Annotated in this window: 18 protein-coding genes and 2 pseudogenes; 12 read left to right on the top strand and 8 right to left on the bottom strand. The window is 70.5% G+C overall.

The window, feature by feature from the left end; translation table 11 throughout:
* Positions 1-170 precede the first annotated feature (170 nt).
* Positions 171-575 (bottom strand): hypothetical protein, encoded by a 405-nt coding sequence (locus AS97_RS20355; protein ID WP_086710661.1) that lies wholly within the window; start codon positions 573-575, stop codon positions 171-173.
* A gap of 102 nt (positions 576-677) precedes the next feature.
* Here AS97_RS20355 and AS97_RS20350 point away from each other — a divergent pair, with 102 nt between their 5' ends.
* Positions 678-1,712 (top strand): helix-turn-helix transcriptional regulator, encoded by a 1,035-nt coding sequence (locus tag AS97_RS20350; RefSeq protein WP_125761702.1) that lies wholly within the window; start codon positions 678-680, stop codon positions 1,710-1,712.
* 81 nt (positions 1,713-1,793) lie between these two features.
* On the opposite strand, the pseudogene AS97_RS20345 reads toward AS97_RS20350, so the two are convergent.
* From AS97_RS20345 to AS97_RS20325, 5 genes and pseudogenes are all read right to left on the bottom strand, one after another.
* Positions 1,794-2,089: pseudogene (locus AS97_RS20345) on the bottom strand (transposase); the annotation flags it as partial.
* A 226-nt stretch (positions 2,090-2,315) separates the two neighbouring features.
* A pseudogene (locus AS97_RS20340) lies at positions 2,316-2,426 on the bottom strand (phosphotransferase); the annotation flags it as partial.
* 93 nt (positions 2,427-2,519) lie between these two features.
* Positions 2,520-3,722, bottom strand: a complete 1,203-nt coding sequence (locus tag AS97_RS20335) for an acyltransferase (protein WP_210565401.1) — start codon at positions 3,720-3,722, stop codon at positions 2,520-2,522.
* Positions 3,719-5,128, bottom strand: a complete 1,410-nt coding sequence (locus AS97_RS20330) for a polysialyltransferase family glycosyltransferase (RefSeq protein WP_059143526.1) — start codon at positions 5,126-5,128, stop codon at positions 3,719-3,721. Before AS97_RS20330 ends, AS97_RS20335 begins: the two co-directional genes overlap by 4 nt.
* Entirely contained in the window at positions 5,128-6,105 is a 978-nt protein-coding gene (locus AS97_RS20325; protein ID WP_137966152.1) for a glycosyltransferase family 2 protein, read from the bottom strand. Before AS97_RS20325 ends, AS97_RS20330 begins: the two co-directional genes overlap by 1 nt.
* Positions 6,106-6,328: 223 nt before the next feature.
* On the opposite strand from AS97_RS20325, the gene AS97_RS20320 reads away from it, so the two are divergent.
* The 5 genes from AS97_RS20320 to AS97_RS20300 all read left to right on the top strand — a co-directional run bounded on the left by AS97_RS20320 (position 6,329) and on the right by AS97_RS20300 (position 12,690).
* Entirely contained in the window at positions 6,329-7,654 is a 1,326-nt protein-coding gene (locus tag AS97_RS20320; RefSeq protein WP_197049060.1) for a DUF6716 putative glycosyltransferase, read from the top strand.
* Positions 7,655-7,839: 185 nt separating this feature from the next.
* The gene (locus tag AS97_RS20315) at positions 7,840-9,054 is read left to right on the top strand and encodes an acylneuraminate cytidylyltransferase (protein WP_210565400.1); all 1,215 of its coding nucleotides are present in this window, start codon (positions 7,840-7,842) and stop codon (positions 9,052-9,054) included.
* Positions 9,055-9,987: an N-acetylneuraminate synthase family protein gene (locus tag AS97_RS20310; RefSeq protein ID WP_125759936.1), complete on the top strand. Its 933-nt coding sequence runs from the start codon at positions 9,055-9,057 to the stop codon at positions 9,985-9,987.
* 116 nt (positions 9,988-10,103) lie between these two features.
* Positions 10,104-11,279: a hypothetical protein gene (locus tag AS97_RS20305; RefSeq protein ID WP_086709529.1), complete on the top strand. Its 1,176-nt coding sequence runs from the start codon at positions 10,104-10,106 to the stop codon at positions 11,277-11,279.
* Positions 11,280-11,469: 190 nt separating this feature from the next.
* Positions 11,470-12,690, top strand: a complete 1,221-nt coding sequence (locus AS97_RS20300) for an amidohydrolase (protein WP_059143520.1) — start codon at positions 11,470-11,472, stop codon at positions 12,688-12,690.
* Between the two features lie 119 nt (positions 12,691-12,809).
* Here AS97_RS20300 and AS97_RS20295 read toward each other — a convergent pair whose 3' ends face one another.
* Together AS97_RS20295 and AS97_RS20290 are read right to left on the bottom strand one after the other, a co-directional pair.
* Positions 12,810-13,298, bottom strand: a complete 489-nt coding sequence (locus AS97_RS20295; protein ID WP_086709530.1) for a hypothetical protein — start codon at positions 13,296-13,298, stop codon at positions 12,810-12,812.
* A gap of 13 nt (positions 13,299-13,311) precedes the next feature.
* The gene (locus AS97_RS20290; RefSeq protein ID WP_125759942.1) at positions 13,312-14,766 is read right to left on the bottom strand and encodes a helix-turn-helix domain-containing protein; all 1,455 of its coding nucleotides are present in this window, start codon (positions 14,764-14,766) and stop codon (positions 13,312-13,314) included.
* Positions 14,767-14,911: 145 nt separating this feature from the next.
* On the opposite strand from AS97_RS20290, the gene AS97_RS20285 reads away from it, so the two are divergent.
* The 6 genes from AS97_RS20285 (at position 14,912) to AS97_RS20260 (ending at position 20,167) form a co-directional block, all read left to right on the top strand.
* Positions 14,912-15,532, top strand: a complete 621-nt coding sequence (locus tag AS97_RS20285; protein WP_247204435.1) for a hypothetical protein — start codon at positions 14,912-14,914, stop codon at positions 15,530-15,532.
* On the top strand, positions 15,529-15,720 hold the full coding sequence (locus AS97_RS20280; RefSeq protein ID WP_059143517.1) for a hypothetical protein: 192 nt from the start codon (positions 15,529-15,531) through the stop codon (positions 15,718-15,720). Before AS97_RS20285 ends, AS97_RS20280 begins: the two co-directional genes overlap by 4 nt.
* A complete protein-coding gene (locus tag AS97_RS20275; RefSeq protein WP_185930418.1) occupies positions 15,717-15,860 on the top strand; it encodes a hypothetical protein in 144 nt (47 codons plus the stop codon). The genes AS97_RS20280 and AS97_RS20275 overlap by 4 nt, the downstream gene beginning before the upstream one ends.
* Positions 15,861-16,274: 414 nt before the next feature.
* Positions 16,275-17,309, top strand: coding sequence for a BMP family ABC transporter substrate-binding protein (locus AS97_RS20270; RefSeq protein WP_059143516.1), 1,035 nt, complete (start codon positions 16,275-16,277; stop codon positions 17,307-17,309).
* A 117-nt stretch (positions 17,310-17,426) separates the two neighbouring features.
* A complete protein-coding gene (locus AS97_RS20265) occupies positions 17,427-19,040 on the top strand; it encodes an ABC transporter ATP-binding protein (protein ID WP_210567246.1) in 1,614 nt (537 codons plus the stop codon).
* Complete coding sequence (locus tag AS97_RS20260) at positions 19,037-20,167, top strand: ABC transporter permease (protein WP_059143514.1); 1,131 nt, start codon at positions 19,037-19,039, stop codon at positions 20,165-20,167. The genes AS97_RS20265 and AS97_RS20260 overlap by 4 nt, the downstream gene beginning before the upstream one ends.
* The last annotated feature ends 53 nt before the right edge of the window (positions 20,168-20,220 follow it).

The following is a 20,220-nucleotide window of genomic DNA, read 5'->3' as shown; positions in this document are numbered from 1 at the left end:
TTGTCATGCCCGCCGCACCTGCCGTCGCTACCGGACTCTGCTGGCCGTGGACGTTCCGACGAACAGCGCGCTGGCTACCCATGGCCACAGCGGGAAGTTGACGGGTCTCCAGCCGCTGGTCCCCTGCGCACGGGGTTGACCAGCACTGATGGATGAGTCCGGATGAAGTACTAGACGAGTGGCTTGCGTTCGGGCCACCACCGCTGGACGGCCTCGACGGTTGTCGACGGGCTCACGTTGAAGCAGAGCTTCGCACCGGGTGCCAGTTCGTGGGTGATGTCGACCAGGGCCTCGAAGAGCGGGGTCAGCGCCGGGTCCAGCCGGACGCCGGCGCCGATCATCACGATGTCGTAGTCCTTCCGGGACAGCGCGGCGCGGTAGACCGCCTCGGCCGTGCGGCCGTAGTCGAGCAGGCAGACGTCGACTGTGATGCCGAGTTCCGCGAGCCGGGCCCGCTCGGCGGCCACGCCCGCCCGGACCGCTTCGGCGTCGAGCTCGGGGAACGCCGCCCGCGACGAGGGCGCGTCGTCCACCAGCGCGGGATCAAGTCCGACGGTGAGCATGGACGGGGACATGCCGCGATACCTCCTGTGCCTCTGTCTTCCGGTTTCCGGACTGAGGGTAGGCACCGGAGCAGCCATACGGGCATCCCACACTTCTGGGGTACCGTTCGGCCGGTGAGTTCCCTGGTGGCCCGGCGCGAGACCGTGCGTGATATCGAGGCGATCTGCCGTCTCGACCTCGGCTCCCGGGAGCTGCGACGCCGGATCGCCGAGCGGCTGACGCGGCTTGTCCCGGCCGACTCCTACTGTTTCGGCACGATCGACCCCACCACGTTGTTGATCACCGACGACGTGAGTGCCGGGCTCACACCGGCCGCGGCCGCAGCCGCCGCGCACAACGAGTACCTGGTGGACGACGTACTGAAGTTCGCGGCGCTCGCCCGCTCCGAGGTGCCCGCAGGCACGCTCGGTGCGGCCACCGGCGGTGACCCGGAGTCCAGCCACCGGTACCGTGCTGTGCTCCCGATGATCGACGCGCGGCACGAGCTGCGGGCGAGCTTCGTGGTGGACCGCCGGTGCTGGGGCGCCATCGCCCTGTTCGGCGGCGGCGGGCGCCCCGATTTCACCCCGGCCGACGTCGACGTTCTGCGGCGGCTGTCCGCCCCGGTGGCCGCGGCCCTGCGCCGGGCCGTCCACCGGGCGCCCGCCGACTCCGCTCCCGGCCCGGCCGAGGCGGGTGTGCTCCTGCTCGATCAGGACCTGCGGCTGCTCTCGGAGAATCCGGCCGCGAAACTCTGGCGGGACGAACTGGCCTGGTCCGGGGCGGAGCTGCCCATCGCGGTCCTGGAGGTCGCCGCACGGGGGAGAGGCACGGCGCTGCCGGCCTACGGGCGGATCCGTGGCCGGTCGGGCCGGTGGCTCTCGGTCCACGCCTCGCCGCTGAGCGGTGGCCAGTGCCCGGCGCCCCTCGCCGTGACGATGCACCCGGCGCCGGCCGCCGACGTGGCCGAGGTGCTGCTGCTCGCGTACGGGCTCACGCCGCGCGAGCGGGACGTCCTGGCGAGGGTCGTCGCCGGCCTGCCCTCGCGGGCCATCGCCATGGAACTGCATATCACCGCAGCCACCGTGCAGGATCACCTGAAGAGCGTCTTCGCGAAGACCGGTGTCCGCAGCCGCCGCGAACTGGTTGCGACCATGCTGGACCTATGAGCGAACGGTTCCACGGTTCCGCTTGCCACGACCCCACTCGTGTGAATCCTTTGCCCCGCCCGCCGGCTCTTGCTGATCGTTTCAGGATGAGGTTCTGAGTCGTCTCAAGCTGATGATGCTGCAGGCGAGTTGGAGTAGTGCGAGGTGTAGGTCGGCGCGTATCTCGCAGCGGATGCGGAGTCGTTTGAACTGGTGGAGCCAGGCGAACGTCCGCCTACCGCCCAGCGGGTCTTGCCCAGGCCAGAGCCGTGCGGGGCGCCGCGTCGAGCGATCTTGGGGGTGATTCCTCGAGCTCGGACGAGGCGCCGGTACTTGTCGTAGTCGTAGCCGCGGTCGGCGAACAGCCGCCGGGGCCGGTGGCGGGGTCGGCCGCGCCGGCACCAGGCCCAGGGCAGAACCCGCAATCCAGCCCCACCCGCACCTAAGGAACCAGGCCCCAGGGCAGAACCCGCAATCCAGCCCCTCCGGCGCTTGAGGAGCGGGGCCGGGGCGGAGCCCCGGTTTCGGGAAGGGGCGGGGAGGGGAAAAGTCCGCCCCCGCCCGACCCTCCCCGTTGCCAGGGGGCTTCGCCCCCGGGCGTCGGGGGCTGGGGCGGAGCCCCACCAGCCGGCCGTCCGCGACCAGCAGGTTGCCCGGCATCAGATCGGAGTGCACCCACACCGGTGGCCCCTCCCAGCCGGGCGCCGCCGGCGCCTGCTCCCATGCGGTGGCCGCCGTGAGCGCGGTCACCGGCTGCTGGAGGCCGGTGGGACACGGGGCCGCATCGTTCTCGAATTCTGACCACGGGACCGACCCCGGGTCGCTCTTTCAGAGCCGCACCGTGGTCAGCGAGCGCTTGATCACCGGGGTGAGCTTCTGTTCGACGAAGCGGTAGAGCAGCCACGCGAGGCCCAGCATCACCAGCACGGTCAGGGCGAACGTCCCGTAGGACGGGATGCCCAGCTTCTGGTGGAGGACCCAGACGACCACCCAGCCCAGATGCTCATGGACCAGATAGAACGGGTAGGTCAGCGCGCCCGCGACGGTCAGCCAGCGCCAGTTCGCCCAGTTCAGCTTGTTCAGCGCGATCAGCGTCACCGCCACATAGCCGAAGGCGACCACCCCGATGATGCCGACGGCCGAGCGGTAGGAGAAGGCGTCGATGTTGGCCGGGTGCCACAGCTCGCGGATCGCGTAGTGCTGGCCGATCAGGAAGCTGATCCCGATGATGCCCCAGGACAGGGCGTCGTGGCCGAAGCGGTGGAGCAGATAGATGCCCACGCCGCCGATGAAGTACGAGGAGTACTCCGGCATCAGGACGACGTCCAGCAGCGGCAGGTTCGCCGCCTCGGCGAACGCCGAGCCCAGCGTCCAGACGGCGCAGAAGAGCACCACCCGGTGCCGGGTCGCGCCCGGCAGCACCACGAACAGCGCGAAGAGGGCGTAGAACCGCAGCTCGGCCCAGAGCGTCCAGCACACGCCCAGCACCCGGTCCACCCCGAGCGGCTGCTGCAGCATGGTGAGGTTGACCAGCGCGTCGCTGGGCGACACCGCCTGGTAGGTGACCCAGGGGAGCGCGAAGACGGCGGTCACCAGGATGATCGCGACCCAGTAGGCGGGGTAGAGGCGGGAGACGCGCGAGGCGAAGAAGGAGCGCAGCGGCCGTCCCCATCCGCTCATGCAGATGACGAAGCCGCTGATGACGAAGAAGATCTGGACGCCCAGACAGCCGTAGGCGAAGGCGCTGGACAGGGTGGGGAACTGGGCGCGGGGCGAGGAGCCCCACGCCTGGGCTATCTCACCGTCGCGGCCGCCGTAGTGGTACGCGGCCACCATGAGCGCGGCGAGCAGTCGCAGCCCGTCCAGCGCGCGCAGCCGCACCGGATGGCCGCCGCCGCGCGCGGCCGCCTTGGCGGTGCGCTCGGCGGATCGCTCCAGAGCGAGATCGGGGGCGTGCGGCGGCGTCGGCGTGGGGGCCGTCGCCGCCGCGGGGGATATCGGCCCGGCGTCGGGGGCGGGCGGCGCGCTCATCCGGTGACCGTCCGCTTGAGGGCGGCCCGCTTGATGGCCCGGGCCCGGCGGGCGACCTTGCGCACCGTCTCATTGCGCGGGATGAAGGCGAGCTGCGAGGGGACCGCCCCGGGCAGGGCGAGCGCGGTCAGCCGGCGCTTCTTGAAGTAGCGCCAGGTCTGGTTGTCCAGGTGGGCGGCCAGATAGCGCTCGGCGGCGGGCCGCAGCTCCGGGTAGATCTTGGCCTGCATGCAGAAGCCGACCGCGGTGATCAGTCCGGTCAGCCGCTTGCCCGCCCGCTCGTCGACCGGCTGGGCCGCGGCCACCGCTTTGTGGTCCTCGAGGTCGGGCAGCAGCGCGTCCGCGATCGTCACCGGCACGCGGTTGCTGTTCTGGTACGGGGTGAGCCGCTCCAGCAGCGTATCGGTGCCGATCCGGGCCACCGGCAGCCCGTAGAAGACGTCGGCGGTGAGCAGCGCGGTGGAGAAGCAGCCGATGACCAGGGCCGGGCTCATCCGCTGGTACAGCACCTCGGCCAGGACCGGGGTGTCCATGACGGTCAGCTCCGCGCCCAGCTCCGCGGCCTTCTTCTCCAGCATCCGAGACCAGCGGGCCGGGGCGGTGGGGTGCGGCTTGAAGACGACGCTGCGGTGGCCCAGCGCCACGGCGCCGCGCAACATCCGCACATGCAGCTCTTCCTCCTCCTGCGGAGTGAGGATGTCCAGCGCGGACAGATACTGCCCGAGCATCAGCGCCGGGCCACCTCCGACGGCGATCCGCTCGCTGGCGGAGACCACACCGCGCGGGGCGGCCTCGGCGATCTCGGTGAGCACCTTGGTGAACACCTCGGTCGGCAGGATCTCCGGTTCGACGCCGAACTCGGTCAGCAGCAGCGGCCGCAGCCCGGGCACCAGGTCCAGGTGGAGCAGCCGGCGGATGCGGGTGCCGATCAGCGGGTCCAGCTTGTTGCGGGTCGGGCCGTAGCTCATCAGACCGTCGGCGTAGACGTCGATGGGCGCGCCCTGGAAGACATTGGCGACCGCCATCGCCGGGTTGACCTGGATGGACTCCAGGACCAGCTCGATGCTGTCGTCGCCCAGGTTCCACAGCAGCCGCAGATGGCGCTCCCACAGCGGGGCGTCGTCCAGGCGCGGGGCCCAGCCGCCGGGGTGGAACGGCGAGATCGCCTCGTTCCAGGACAGCACCCGGTCGAAGCGGCCGCGCAGCCGCTCGAAGCCGGGCATCTCGTCGACCGGCGGGGTGGTCTCCGGCGTCGCGGCGTTATTGCTGATCAGCAGCAGCCGGCGGTCGGCCGGGCCGACGCTGTCCGCGTCGATCGCGGCCGCGAGGGTCGCCGCCCCGTACAGGGTCGAGGCGAGGAAGATCTGGGTGCGCTTGCGCTCCGCCAGCGGCTTGTAGGCGGACATCAGGCCGCCACCTCCGCCCCGGCGGGCCGGCGCTTGACTCGCCGCAGGCGTGCGGCGCGCTCGTAGTCCATGGAATCCAGTGCGTCCTTCAATACGTCCTGGGGCATGCGTTTCATCGCCGCCGCCGACATGGATCGGAGTTTGCGGGCCACTTGTGGTTCGAATCTCTCGATGTTGCCCAGGTGGTGGGAAATGATCGCGCAGTAGGTGCGGACGGCCTTCGGCAGTAGTGCGTCGGCGTCGCGGTCCCGCGCGGTTTCCTCGATGACCTGATCGAATGCGCGAATGAAGTCGAGTTGGCGCACATCCCCGATCTGGGTGAGCGAGGAGGAGACGCCGCGCCGGTAGAACACCCCGTGCACGCCGAGGACGGCGAAACTGCGGGCCTCGCGGTGCAGCCGCCAGATCCAGGGCCGGTCCTCGGCGGTGCGCAGCCCGTGGGTGAAGTGCAGCAGCCCCTCGTCGGCCAGGCGGCGGTGGTACATGCCCGCCCAGGCATAGGGGTAGTCGACGGAGGTGGAGCGGTCGGCCGGGAGGATCGCGTCCCGCGGGTTCATCACCACATCGCGGCGGCCGTGCGGCACCCGGGTGATCGAGCGGGCTCGCGCGGTGCACTGGACATGGTCGGTGCGGACGAAGTCGCACCCCAAGTCCTCCATCGCCGCGAGCACTTGCTCGTAGTAGCCGGGGGCGAGCCAGTCGTCGCCGTCGAGGAAGGTGATGTACTCGCCGGTGGATTTGTCCAGGCCGGTGTTCCGGGCGGTGGCCAGCCCACCGTTCTTCTCATGCCGTACATAGACGGCCCCCGGAAGGTCGCGTTCGGCGCGCTCCAGGATCTCCGGCGTCCCGTCGGTGGCACAGTCGTCGACGAGAATGAATTCGAAGTCCTCACGCGCGTTCGCGCGCAGACTTCTGAGCGTGTCGGGGGCATAGGTCTGCACGTTGTAGAACGGCACGATGACGGAGAGCTTAACCACGCGGGTGACGCTAGGTCGCTGTTCGGCATTCGTCTTGACCTAGGGTGTACGTAGAGGTGAACGAAACACGTCGGAACGGTTAACCCGCCGCTCCGGCCAGCCGATTCTCCAATCGTCGATGTTCTGTTAACCCTTTGTTGCTCTTGCGTTGGGCCGTGAATCGACAACGCTTCCTAGCGTCTGCGACGTGTCCTCACGTACCCAACCCCCTGTGCGAGTCGCCGTGCTCGCCGACTCCGACACCCGGTGGAAATGGGGCGCGCTCACCGCGCATCGCCTCGTACCGGACGAGTCGGGTTCAGCCTCGGGCCGTCGCCTCGACGGCTTCCTGCTGCGCGGCCGCGCCACGCCGACCGCCCGGCAGCTCACCGAGGTCGGGGTGCGCGCCGACGCGATGCGCGAGGTCACGGGCGTGGAATTCGTACGGGCGGTGGACCGCGAGCGCTATGACGTGATCGTGCTCTCCCTCGTCGGCGGCGCCGTCCAGGCCATGCTGCACGGACTGCGCCACGCCTGGCAGGACGACGAGCGCCGCCCCGTGGTCGTCACCGGCTATGTCGGTGTCGTCTACGAGAAGCTGGCCGACGGTCTGCTGCTGCGCCACGGCGCCGATGTGGTGCTGGCCAACTCCCGCCATGACGCGGACCGCTTCCGCGACGTCTACACGGGCGTCGGCGCCGACGGGAACAGCGTCGTCGAATGCGCGCTGCCCTTCCTCGGCGGCGACCGCTACGACCCGAAGGCGCGGCTGGGGCGGAAGTACCCCGGTGGCACGGTCGTCTTCGCCGTCCAGCCGTCCGTCCCGGACAACCGCGCCGACCGCACCTATCTGCTGCGCCGCGCGGTGGAGCACGCGCGCCGCCATCCGGACCGCGAGGTCGTGGTCAAGCTGCGCAGCAAGCCGGGCGAGCACACCACGCATATCGAAGAGCTTCCCTACCAGAAGCTGATCGCCAAGTTCGGCGACGATCTGCCCGCCAACTTCCGGCTCGCCTACGGGAACATGGGCGAGGTCCTGGACACCGCGGACCTGCTGGTCACGGTCAGCTCCACGGCCGCCCTGGAGTCGCTGCACCGCTCCATACCGACCGCCGTCCTCACCGACCTCGGGGTGCGGGAGACGCTCGGCAACCACCACTTCCTCGGCTCCGGCTGTCTCGCCTCCTGGGACCAGCTCGACGCCGGGCACCTGCCGGAGCCGAACGCCGAGTGGCTCGGCCGCCAGGGCGTCGCCGCCGACGGGCCGTACGAGACCTGGTTCGACGCCGCGCGGGAGCGGGTAGCCGGGCTGGCCGCCGCACCGACCCTCCCGCCGCTCGCCCCCTTCTACACCCCCACCACCGCGCCCGGTTATCTGCCCGGCCGGCTCGCCCGGTACGGCTTCGAGCCGGACGGCTCGCCCCGCCCCGGGGCCTCGGCCGAGGACGAGGCGCAGGTTTCGGCGCTGCGGCGGGTGGTGCGCAACACGATGCGCGAAGCGGCCCGCGGTGCCTACCGCCACGGCGTGCAGCGGGTGGCCCCGGTCATCCGGCGGATGGGGGAGCTGTGAGCAGGGGGCACCGCCCAGCGGTAGCTGGGGAAGTGCGCGCGGCCGCCGGGTCGCAGCCGACGGCGATGCCCGCGCCTCTGCGCCGCGTGGACGGAGAAGCGAGCAAAGGGACGGCTGTGAGCGACGCGAACCAAGAGGAGGCCGGGACGGCCTCGATCACCTCTGCAACCCCTGAAGGAGCCGCCATGACCGCCCCGAGCCCGTGCGTGCTCGCCGTGATCCCCGCCCGCGGCGGGTCGAAGGGCGTCCCCGCGAAGAACCTCGCCGCCGTGGGAGGCGTGCCGCTGGTCGTTCGCGCCGTCATGGAGTGCCGGGCCAGCCGGCTGGTGACCGACGTGGTCGTCTCCACCGACGACGCCGGGATCGCCGCCGCCGCCCGCGGTGCGGGCGCCGTGGTCATCCAGCGGCCCACCGACATCGCCGGTGACACCGCCACCAGCGAGGCCGCGGTGATCCACGCCATGGACGCGTACGAGGCGTCGTACGACACCATCGTGGACGTGGTCCTCCTGGTGCAGTGCACCAGCCCGTTCATCATCCGCGAGGACATCGACGGGGTGGCCGCGGCGGTCGCCGAGAAGGGCGCCGACACCGCCCTGACCGTGGCCCCCTTCCACGGCTTCGTCTGGCGCGAGGGGGAAGACCGCCAAGGAGACGCGGCGGGCGGCGACGGCGTCAACCACGACAAGTCCTACCGCCCGCGCCGCCAGGACCGCCCCCAGGACTTCCTGGAGACCGGCGCCGCCTACGCGATGGACGCCCGCGGCTTCCGCGAGGCCGGGCACCGCTTCTTCGGCCGCACCGACCTGGTGCGCACCGACCCCGCCCGGGTGCTGGAGATCGACGATCCGCACGATCTGGCCCGCGCCCGCGCGCTCGCCCCGCTGCTCGACGCAGAGCGGCCGGGCGCCCGCGCTCACCTGCCGACACGTGACGACATCGACGCGGTGGTACTCGACTTCGACGGCACTCAGACCGACGACAGGGTGCTGGTCGACTCCGAAGGACGCGAACTCGTGGCCGTGCACCGCGGCGACGGGCTCGGGATCGCCGCCCTGCGCCGCGCAGAGCTGGCGCTGTTGATCCTGTCCACGGAAAAGAACCCGGTCGTCGCCGCACGGGCCCGCAAACTCCAGGTCCCCGTGCTCCACGGCATCGACCGAAAAGATCTCGCACTGAAGCAGTGGTGCGAGGAGCAGGGCATCGCGCCGGAGCGCGTGCTCTACGTCGGCAACGACGTCAACGACCTCCCGTGCTTCGGCCTCGTCGGCTGGCCCGTGGCGGTCGCAGGTGCGCACGACGTCGTGCGCGGCGCCGCACGTGCGGTCACCTCCACCCCCGGAGGGGACGGCGCGATCCGCGAGATCGCCTCGTGGATTCTCGGAAAGGAACTGTCTTAAGTGAGCTCCAACTCTCGCCTCCGCACCCTCGGTGACAAGATCGCCGGCCCCGGCCACCCGGTCTACATCACCGGTGAGATCGGCATCAACCACAACGGCGACCTGGAGAACGCGTGTCGGCTGATCGACGCCGCCGCCGAGGCCGGCTGTGACGCGGTCAAGTTCCAGAAGCGAACCCCGGAGATCTGCACCCCCCGCGACCAGTGGGACATCGAGCGTGACACCCCCTGGGGCCGGATGACCTACATCGACTACCGCCACCGCGTGGAGTTCGGCGAGGACGAGTACACCGCCATCTCCGAGCACTGCAAGAAGCGCGGCATCGACTGGTTCGCCTCCCCGTGGGACACCGAGGCCGTCGCCTTCCTGGAGAAGTTCGACGTCCCGGCCCACAAGGTGGCCTCGGCCTCGCTGACCGACGACGAGCTGCTGCGCGCCCTGCGGGCGACCGGCCGCACCGTCATCCTGTCGACGGGCATGTCCACCCCCAAGCAGATCCGCCACGCGGTGGAGGTGCTGGGCAGCGACAACATCCTGCTGTGCCACGCCACCTCCACGTACCCGGCCAAGGCCGAGGAGCTGAACCTGCGCGTGATCAACACGCTGCAGGCCGAGTACCCCAACGTGCCGATCGGCTACTCCGGCCACGAGACCGGTCTGCAGACCACTCTCGCCGCCGTCGCCCTGGGTGCCGCGTTCGTCGAGCGCCACATCACCCTCGACCGCGCCATGTGGGGCTCGGACCAGGCCGCCTCCGTCGAGCCGCAGGGCCTGACGCGGCTGGTGCGGGACATCCGCACCATCGAGGAGTCCCTCGGTGACGGCGTCAAGAAGGTCTACGAGAGCGAGCTCGGCCCGATGAAGAAGCTCCGCCGTGTCGCGGGCGTCGTCGCCGAGTCCGACTCCGCCGACCGCGAGCCCGCCGCGGTCTGAGGCACTCTGCCGTGAATCCTCCGGCCGGTGTGCCCGGCCCTCGCCCGGAAGCGGCGGGCACCTCTGACGCGTCAGGGGCTGCCCGCCGCTTCCGGGCCCTGCCTTTGGACGGTGCGATGGTCTCCGCTGCCCCCCTTGCCCCTCCGGCCACACTCGCCTTCGTCGAGAGCCCGGTTCAGCTGCTGAACGTGCTGGAGTGGGCGTACGCCGACGTCCAGCGAGCCCAGGGTCCGGAGGCCACGGCCCCCCAGGACCTCACCGTGGTGGTGCTCTCCCCGCACGACCCGATGACCCGCGGCCAGCTGCGCCGGATGGCCGAGCTGGCGCGGGACGAGGGCTTCGCCGTGCGCTGGGAGGACGCGCGGGGCGGGGCCGGTGCGCCGGTCAAGACCATCGGCGGGCTGCGCGGACCGCTGCGCCGGGCCGCGCGGATCGTGATAGGCGATCCGTTCTCCCGCTATGTCCAGCTCCTGCTGACCCTCACCCGCGCCAAGGACTTGGTCGTGGTGGACGACGGCACGGCCACCATGGAGTTCATCTCCCAGCTCGCCAAGGGCGAGCCCCTGGTGCGCTGGCACCGGCGCGGCAACCGGGGGCCGCGCGACATGGTGTTCGCGCCGGTCTCCGCCACCGCGCGCCGTCGCCTCACCCCGGGTGCCAAGCGCCGGGTCGAGGTCTTCAGCTCGATGCCGGTGGAGGCGCCCGACGGGGTCACCATCACCGCCAACGACTTCGCCTGGACCCGGGCCCGGTTCGGCCCGCCCCGGCTCACCGGAGGCACCGACCTGGTCGGGACCTCCCTGGTGGAGACGGGCGTGGTGGACCTGGAGCGCTATCTGGAGGCGGTCGGCTCGCTGGCCCGCGCCCATGGCGCCACCCGCTACTTCGCCCACCGCCGCGAGAGCGCCGAGAAGCTGCACCGGGTCTCGGCCGAGGTGGGTCTGGAGATCGTACGGCCCGATCTGCCGCTCGAGCTGATAGCCCGCCGAGGCCCCATCGGCCACACGATCGTGAGCTTCCCCTCGACCGTGGTGCACACCCTGCCGCTCGCGCTCGTGGGCACCGGCGTGCAGGTCGCGGTCTGCGATGTGGACCCCGCCTGGCTGACCAGCAACGCCTCCCCGCGCGCCCAGGGCTTTCTGTCCGGGGTCACCGGGACGGCCCGCGATGTGCGCCGGCTGAACACGGGGCCGCCGACGGACCCGGCTCCGCCGAAGGGTTCGGTCCCGCCGAGGGATCCGGCTCCGCCGGGGAGCCCGGGTTCGCCCGCGGCACCGGTCGCGGCGTCCTGAGCTCATCGCCCGGACGGCCGTGTGGCGCTTCTCACCCGCGACCAGCCGCGAAATCGGCTGTTATACCCCCTGACGAGGGGGATCATGCACCGGGCCGGGTACTTTTGCGTACCCGAAGAGATTGAATTTTTGTTGATCGACATTCGGTGGGCCCACCTGGCGTTCTACGCTTCTTCAGGTGAAGCAATTGATGTCCCTCGATGCGACCGATGCCACACCCGCCGAAGCGCCGGCCCTGCCCGGCACGCTCCCCGACGAGCTGCGTGCCGAGCTCATCGCCTTCCGGCGCGATGTACATATGCACCCCGAACTCGGCAACTGCGAGTTCCGCACCACCGCCGCGATCAAGGCGCGGCTGGAGCAGGCGGGACTCGAGCCGCGGGTGCTGCCGTCCGGCACCGGCCTCATCTGTGACATCGGTCCGCGCGATGGCGTAGCGCCCCTGCTGGCCCTGCGCGCGGACATCGACGGACTGCCCATCCCCGACACCAAGACGGTCGACTACCGCTCGACCATCGCCGACCGCGCCCACGCCTGCGGCCACGATGTGCACACCACCGTGGTGCTCGGCGCCGGTCTGGTCCTGGCCGAGCTGGCCCGCGAGGGGCGGCTGGCGCGCCCGGTGCGGCTGCTGTTCCAGCCCGCCGAGGAGGTGCTGCCCGGCGGCGCGGCCGACGCGATCGAGGCGGGCGTGCTGGACGGTGTGGGCCGGATCCTGGCGCTGCACTGCGACCCGAAGGTCGAGGTCGGCCGGATCGGGCTGCGGGTCGGGCCGATCACCTCGGCCTGCGACCGGCTGGAGATCTCGCTGGACGGGCCGGGCGGCCACACCGCGCGCCCCCATCTGACCACCGACCTGGTGACCGCCACCGCCAAGGTGATCACCGAGGTGCCCGCGCTGCTGGCCCGCCGGGTCGACGCCCGCTCGGGCCTGGCCGTCACCTGGGGCCGGGTGGAGTCGGGCCACGCCTGCAATGTGATCCCGCAGCACGCCGAGCTGTCCGCCACGGTCCGCTGCCTGGACCTGCCCGCCTGGCGGGAGGCCCCGGACCTGGTGCATGCCGCGGTGGACGAGATCGCCACCCTGCACCGCGCCAAGTCGGAGATCAACTACATCCGCGGGGTCCCGCCGGTGGTCAACGAGGCGAGCTCCGCCGAGCTGCTGCGGGACGCCATGATCGCCCGCCGTGGCGCGCACGCGGTCGAGGACACCGAACAGTCCCTGGGCGGCGAGGACTTCTCCTGGTACCTGGAGCGGGTGCCCGGCGCGATGGCCCGCCTCGGCGTGCGCACGGTCGGCGACACCACCCGGCGTGACCTGCACGCGGGCGACTTCGATGTGGACGAGGGCTCGATCGCGGTGGGCGTGGAGCTGTTCACGGCCGCGGTCCTGCTCGACCGGAACGCGTAGGCCCGGCGGGGCGTGCGCCACCCCGTCGTCGGCATCGCCGGGCGCGCCCGCGTCGGACCGCCGGTGCCTCTGAAGTACGCCCCCTCATCTGGCCCTCGGGCCAGGCGAGGGGGCTTTCGTCATACCCGGCGGGATGCCCCGTCCGGCCAGACGACATCTACAGGGACCCCTGCCTCGCGCGCCTGGTGCACCACGTCCGCCGTCCCGCCGCCCTTGCCCGTGGGCGGCTGGCCGTTCCACACGGCCACCAGCCGATCGGCACGCTCCAACAGCACGGCGTTCGCCGCTTCGTACGCTTGACGGCTTGCCGTGGCATGAGGCATCACCAGCACTTCGTCCGCTGCCTCCACCAGCCGGTCGAAGGTTTCGGCATGCTCTGGCTTCACCTTCGCCTGCCGATAGTCCTCCGAAGGGATCACCACGGCCAGGCGCCCGCCTGCGGCCAGGACCGCATCCGCAAAGAGGCTGTCGCTGCCTTTCGCGATGCATGACACTCCGACCAGGCTGGAGGGCTCATAGGCGGCAAGGATCTTGTCCAGCTCCCCTCGCACCAGCGGCGCCGATGCGTCGGTGATGTCCATGTGCCCCGTCACAGCGATCGTCGTCATCATGCCTTCCTCGTTATGCGGTCAGCAGGCTCCGGATGCTACCGCGCACGTCAGCCACGGCCCGGGGTGCGCCGTCTCCCACTGTGTAGGGGTACAGCTGTGCCAGCTGTACGCGCACGCGACCGGAGCGAAGGCTGGACGCGGCGTCGACGGCGCGTCGCGAGTAGTCGGCCGCGCTCTGCGTGTCGCCCAGGAGGAAGGCGCATTCGGCTAGGCCGATCCAGTCGAGGGCATAGCTGCGGCCGGCTTCCGGACCTCGCTGTTCCAGGGCGGCACGGATGTGGTCGGCGGCCTGGTCCGCGTAGGCACGGGGCTGGGAGCGAGCCATCTCCAGGAGTCTGCCTCCGGTGACTCCGGCAAGCTCTGCGTCGTTGAAGTAGCCGATCCAGTACGGCTCGGATTCGTTCCGGTCAATGGAGCTGAGTGCGTCGGCGGCCTGTGCGGTTGCGCGCCGGAAACCTGACGGGCGATCCATGCTGGCCAGTGCCCACGCCTCGCGGGTGTGGAGCATCGCCCGCAACCTGGAACCAGCGGTGCGGCGCACCCCGTCCTGGGCCAGGCGCACCAGTTCCAAAGCGTCGTGTGGCCGGTCTTGGTACAGCATCTGCCGGGCAATGCCCGCCAGCACGTTCGCGCCGAAGAGGGTGTCGCCACCGGCGTGAGCCGCTCGGAGCGCCAGCCGATAGTAGTCCTGGGCACGGCGCTGCTGGCCGATGTCCCATGACATGGAAGCCGCCGTGCCTGAGAGTTCGGCCATGACGGTGTAGAGACGTCGTTCGATGGCCGGGGCCTGGTGCTCGTCGAGGGCGGCAGCCACCTCAGCGAGCTGACCTACGACGGCCTTTCTGTAGAGGCCGCTTCCACCGGCGCGGCCCCACTGGCGGAAGGCGCGCGCGGTGGTCTCCAGTTCGTCCACTTCGCGAGTGCCCAGGCGGCCGGGGCGACGTGGTCGGTTGTCGGCTGCGGCGGGTGTGCGCCACCCGTCGAGAGTGTCGAGAAGCGGCGCACCGGTGGCGATGCCCGCGAGGGCGCGCGTCACGGCTCGGCGATCCATCAGGTCGCTCCTGGTGAGGTTGGCGGCCATGTCGACGGTGGCGTCTGGCCGCCACGGTACGGCGTCGGTATCTGCTTGCTCCGGGTGGGGGCGGGTTGTCCGTAGTTCTTGGGGCGCGGAGTCTGTGCTTTCCCATGGTCGGGGCGCGAGGCCGACGAGGTGTCCGGGGATGCGTAGCCCGTCCGCGATCCGGCGGATGACCTCTATGGAAGTGACCCGACTTGATCCGTTCATGATCATGGAGACCTTGCCCGGGGTGAGCTGGCAGGCTGCGGCGATTCGGTTCTGTGACAGTCCGCCCCATTTTTTGATCAGTGTGAACGCTGCGGCGAAGTCGTGCTCTTCCAGGGCTCGGCGCAGGTCGTCTCTGTCGAGGACGTCTGGGGTGAGCGGGCCGGGGGTGGTGGCGTCCATGGGTGGTTCAACTCCGGTTGATCGTAAGCGCACCGATGCTGTGTACCGAACCAAGAACGAGCGTATTACCGACTCGGTAACACCTGCCGGTTATCCCGTGATCGCTGTCACAGCGCCAATCTCGATGTGTGCCAACCCTTCACCGATGATGCCGGGAGAAATCGTGCAGTCGAACGACGCCTGTCGCTTGCCGTGGACGCCACCACCCGCCGTGGATGTCGAGGCGTTACCCGCAGGCAAATGGTGGGACTCCGTGCGGGCCGCGCCCCTCGTCGGGCAACGCGCACTCGAACTGCTCGGTGACGACACCGGCGCCGTCATCCAGGACAAGTACGGCACCCTCTACTGGCTCATCGAGGTGGGTTCCGCTGAGAGCTGGCGCCTGCGGCAGGTCCGCATCCTCACCGAGCTGACCGACGAGAGCACCTACCTCGGCGTGCCGCCCATCTCCAGGACGGAGGGCCCCGGCACCCACTGGCGCGTGCCGCTCTCGGCCGAGCACTACCTCACCGACGCCTTCAAGCTATGCGGAGCGCTGGCCGAGGCCGACCGGGCCGAGCTGGGCCCGGTCCCGCAGGGCCGCCGGACCTGCTATCACTGCGAACTCCCCACCGACGAACCGGTCATCGTCGACATCCAGCATGGCGGTAGCGGCGCTGGTCGCACTATCTACGCCTGCCCGCGCCACACCCGGACCTACCAGCGCGACGCCGTCACCGAGGCCGCCGCAAGGCGCCGCGCGCTCGACCGGGGCCGGACCCGATGACGGCCGCCGGGTGGACCGCCGAAGGGGCCAAGGACCCGCTCGCCGACGAGGCGTGGCGCGCCGCCATCGAACACGCCGCGGGCTGCCTCGCCTGCCGGACCCCCGGCGCCGGGTGTGAGACCGGGGAGCGGCTGCTCCGCGTCTACGAGGAGGCTGCGCGGCAGGCCCGATGTGAGGAGGGCGAATGAGGCACCGACTCCAGGCCTCCGCCGAATGGGCAGCGTTGTCCGTCTTCCGCGCCGCCCGGATGAGCCTGCCGCTCATCGCGATCCCCGCGCTCCTGGTGCTCGCGGTCTACCTCTGCGTCGCGGGCACCCCGGACCCATAGACCGGGTGGGTCGTTGGTGTTCCGGGCCCCCGTACCGGACGACGGCGCCAGCGGCCCACCCTCCCGGCGCCCTGCGGTCGATGCGGCCAGGCACGGCCGTCCTCGGCTGACGGACGAAGCCCACGAGTGCCCGGGCGGGGCCAGCACGTCCGATGGTGGGAGAGGAGGGCCGGGCGCCCCGGCCCTCCTCCTCGATCCCGAAGCCTCGTCCAGCAGGTCGCATACAGGGGCATATCGGGCGCAATCGCAGCCGTTTTGCCCGCCCGAAACGTTGCGTAGACCTGGCGGACACGAGAGGTTCGCGACGATCCGATAACGGCTTCCGAGGGGGCCTTTATCTGGCATCTACGCGCGTTACGATGCGGCGGAACCAGCGCCGCAAGGGGCGCTTCGAGAACATCAGAGGGGACCCTCGTGCGCCGGGTATCCACGATAGCTGTCGCGGGCATCGCCACCGCGGCTCTCGCATTCTCCGTCACCGCGTGTGGCAGCAGTTCCGAAGAGGGAAGCAAGGACGCCGGCATCGGCCTGGCCTACGACGTCGGCGGCCGTGGCGACCACTCCTTCAACGACTCCGCCGCCAAGGGCTATGACAAGGCCCTGAAGGACTTCGACGTCAAGGGCAAGGAGCTGACGGCGAAGGACGGCGACACCGACGCCGACCGCTACGACAAGCTGGCGAGCCTCGCCGAGGCGGGCTACAACCCCGTCGTCGGCGTCGGCTACGCGTGGACCCCCTCGCTCACCAAGGCCGCCAAGAAGTACAAGGACACCGACTTCGCCATCGTCGACTCGGTCGTCGAGGCCAAGAACGTGGCCAGCCTGGTCTCCGCCGAGCACGAGGGCTCCTACCTCGCCGGCGTGGCCGCGGGCCTGAAGACCAAGTCCAACAAGGTCGGCTTCATCGGCGGCACCGACAGCGCGCTGATCAAGAAGTTCGCGGGCGGCTTCCAGCAGGGCCTGAAGGACACCAACCCCAAGGCGTCCCTGGACGTCCAGTGGGTGCAGGTCGGTTCGCCCAAGGGCTTCGGCATGCCGGACCGCGGCAAGGACATCGCCGAGGGCATGCTCTCCAACAAGGTCGACGTGATCTTCTCCGCGGCCGGCGGCTCCGGCGCGGGCGCCATCGAGGCGACCGCCGGGAAGAAGGGCACCTGGTCGATCGGCGTCGACGGCGACCAGTACTACGACAAGGGCCTGGCCCAGTACAAGAACTCGATCTTGACCTCCATGGTCAAGACGGTGGACGGCTCGGTCTACGACTTCATCAAGAGCGTCATCAAGGACAAGAAGCCCGAGAGCGGCGTCCAGTCCTACGACCTCAAGCGAGGCGGCGTCTCCCTCTCGTACTCCGGCGGATTCATCAACGACATCAAGCCGAAGATCGAGGCGGCCAAGAAGAAGATCGTCGACGGCCAGATCAAGGTCAACGACACCTACAAGGACTGACCCTCGGGCCACGGATCCGTACGGCGCCCCCTCCCGGGCGTCCGCCCGGGTCCGTGGCACATCCGGCCGGCCCGGCCCCCGGCCCGCCCCACCTCCGTCGCCCCTCAGGAGTGCGCCATCGAAGCCGCCAGCCCACCCAAGGGCGCTCCCGCCGGTGCCGTCACCGACGTCGCCGTAGAACTCCACGGAATCACCAAGCGGTTCCCCGGAGTCGTCGCCAACCACGACATCGACATCACCGTGCGCCGCGGCACCGTGCACGCCCTCGTGGGCGAGAACGGCGCGGGCAAGTCGACCCTGATGAAGATCCTCTACGGGATGCAGCGCCCGGACGAGGGCACCATCGCGATCGACGGCGAGACGGTGGAACTGCACTCCCCGGCGGACGCGATATCCCGCGGCGTGGGCATGGTGCACCAGCACTTCATGCTCGCCGACAACCTCACCGTGCTGGAGAACGTGGTCCTCGGCGCGGAGAAGCTGCACGGCATCAGCGGCAAGGCGCGCGCCCGGATCAAGGAGATATCCGACGCCTACGGGCTGGGCGTCCGCCCCGACGTCCTCGTCGAGGACCTGGGCGTGGCGGACCGCCAGCGCGTGGAGATCCTCAAGGTCCTCTACCGGGGCGCCCGGACGCTCATCCTCGACGAGCCGACCGCCGTCCTCGTCCCGCAGGAGGTCGACGCGCTCTTCGACAACCTCCGCGAGCTCAAGTCCGAGGGCCTGACGGTGCTGTTCATCTCGCACAAGCTGGGCGAGGTGCTCTCCGTGGCCGATGACATCACCGTCATCCGCCGCGGCACCACGGTCGCCTCCGTCGCACCGTCCGAGACCAGCCCCCGGCAGCTGGCCGAGCTGATGGTCGGCAGCGAGCTGCCCTCGCCGGAGACCCGCGAATCCACCGTCACCGACACCGAGATGCTCGTCGTGGACGCGCTGCGGCTGACCGCCACCGATGTGGACGGGGTGGAGCGGGCCGTGCTCGACGACATCGCCTTCACCATCCGTAAGGGCGAAGTCCTCGGCATCGCCGGTGTGGAGGGCAACGGCCAGGCCGAACTGGTCGAGGCCATCATGGGCATGCGCGACCCCGACGCCGGCACCATCACCCTGGACGGCACCGACATCTCCCACGCGCCCACCCGCAGGCGGCGCGAGGACGGCATCGGCTACATCCCCGAGGACCGCCACCGGCACGGACTGCTGCTGGAGGCGCCGCTGTGGGAGAACCGCATCCTCGGCCATGTCACCGAGGTGCCCAACAGCAAGGGCGGGCTGCTCAATCCGGCCGCCGCCCGGCGGGACACCGAGCGGATCGTCGCCGAGTACGACGTGCGTACGCCCGGGATCGAGGTCACCGCGGCCTCGCTGTCCGGCGGCAACCAGCAGAAGCTGATCGTCGGCCGGGAGATGAGCCACCACCCCAAGCTGCTGATCGCCGCGCACCCCACCCGGGGGGTGGACGTGGGCGCCCAGGCGCAGATCTGGGACCAGATCCGCACCGCACGCCGTGAGGGCCTTGCGGTGCTGCTGATCTCGGCCGACCTGGACGAGCTGATCGGCCTGTCCGACACCCTGCGGGTGATGTTCCGCGGCCGGCTGGTCGCCGACGCCGATCCCGCCACCATCACCCCGGAGGAGCTGGGCTCGGCCATGACCGGCGCCGCCTCCGGCCGTCTGGACCACCCGGCCGACGAGACCGAGGCCGCGACCGGGGGAGAGGCCCGATGAAGAAGCTGGACAAGGAGCGGGTGCTGCTCGCGGTCGCCGCCCCGGTGCTGGCGCTCGCCGCCGCGTTCGTGGTGACCGCGCTGGTGCTGCTGGCGACCGGCAAGGAGCCGTTCAACGCCTTCGGCATCATGTTCGACTACGGGGTGAAGGCCGACAGCCAGGTCTACATCCTCAACAAGGCGACGACGTACTACCTGGCGGGGCTCGCGGTGGCCATCGGCTTCCGGATGAACCTCTTCAACATCGGCGTCGACGGCCAGTACCGGCTCGCCGCCTTCTTCGCCGCCGTCGTCGGCGGGGCGCTGGAGCTGCCGGGGCTGGTGCAGATCCCGCTGATCCTCCTGGTCGCCATGCTCGTCGGCGCCATGTGGGCGTCCATCGCCGGTCTGCTGAAGGTCTACCGGGGCGTCAGCGAGGTGATCAGCACCATCATGCTGAACTCCCTCTCCGGCATCCTCATCAGCTATCTGCTGGTGGACGGGCGGCTGGCCGACCTCGACAAGCAGACCAACATCGTGGCCACCGACCCGCTGCCGTCCTCCAGCCACTTCTTCACCTTCCCGGCGGGCGGCGGCCTCGACCCCATCTGGGGCTTCATCGTCGTCGCGGCGCTCGCCGGCGTCGGCTTCTGGTTCCTGCTCGGGCGCACCCGGTTCGGCTTCGACCTGCGCGCGGTGGGCCGCTCCGAGTCCGCCGCCCAGGCCAGCGGCGTCAACGTCAAGCGCATGGTGCTCACCAGCATGGTGCTCTCGGGCGCGATGGCCGGTCTGATCGGCATGCCGACCCTGCTCAACGACACCCACCAGTTCACCTCCGACTTCCCGACCGGCATCGGCTTCACCGGTATCGCCATCGCGCTGCTCGGCCGCAACAACCCGGTCGGCATCGCGCTGGCCGCCGTGCTGTGGGGCTTCCTGGAGCGCGGCGCCAACCGCCTGGAGTTCGAGGGCTACGACAAGGAAATCGTCGGCGTGATGCAGGGCGTGATCGTCCTGTGTGTCGTCATCGCGTACGAACTGGTGCGCCGCTACGGGCTCAAGCGCCAGCAGCAGAGGGTCGGCGCGGAACTCGCCGCCCAGGCCAGGGCCGACAAGGACATCGACAAGACGGAGGTGCCGGTGCCGTGAGCGACGCACACGAGGCCTCCGGGCCGCAGATGACGACGATGGCCGAGCCTTCG

Origin of the sequence: Streptomyces sp. AgN23 (genome assembly GCF_001598115.1) — a bacterium.
GTDB classification, from domain to species: Bacteria; Actinomycetota; Actinomycetes; order Streptomycetales; family Streptomycetaceae; genus Streptomyces; species Streptomyces antimycoticus.
This window is presented reverse-complemented; position numbering and strand designations above follow the sequence as displayed.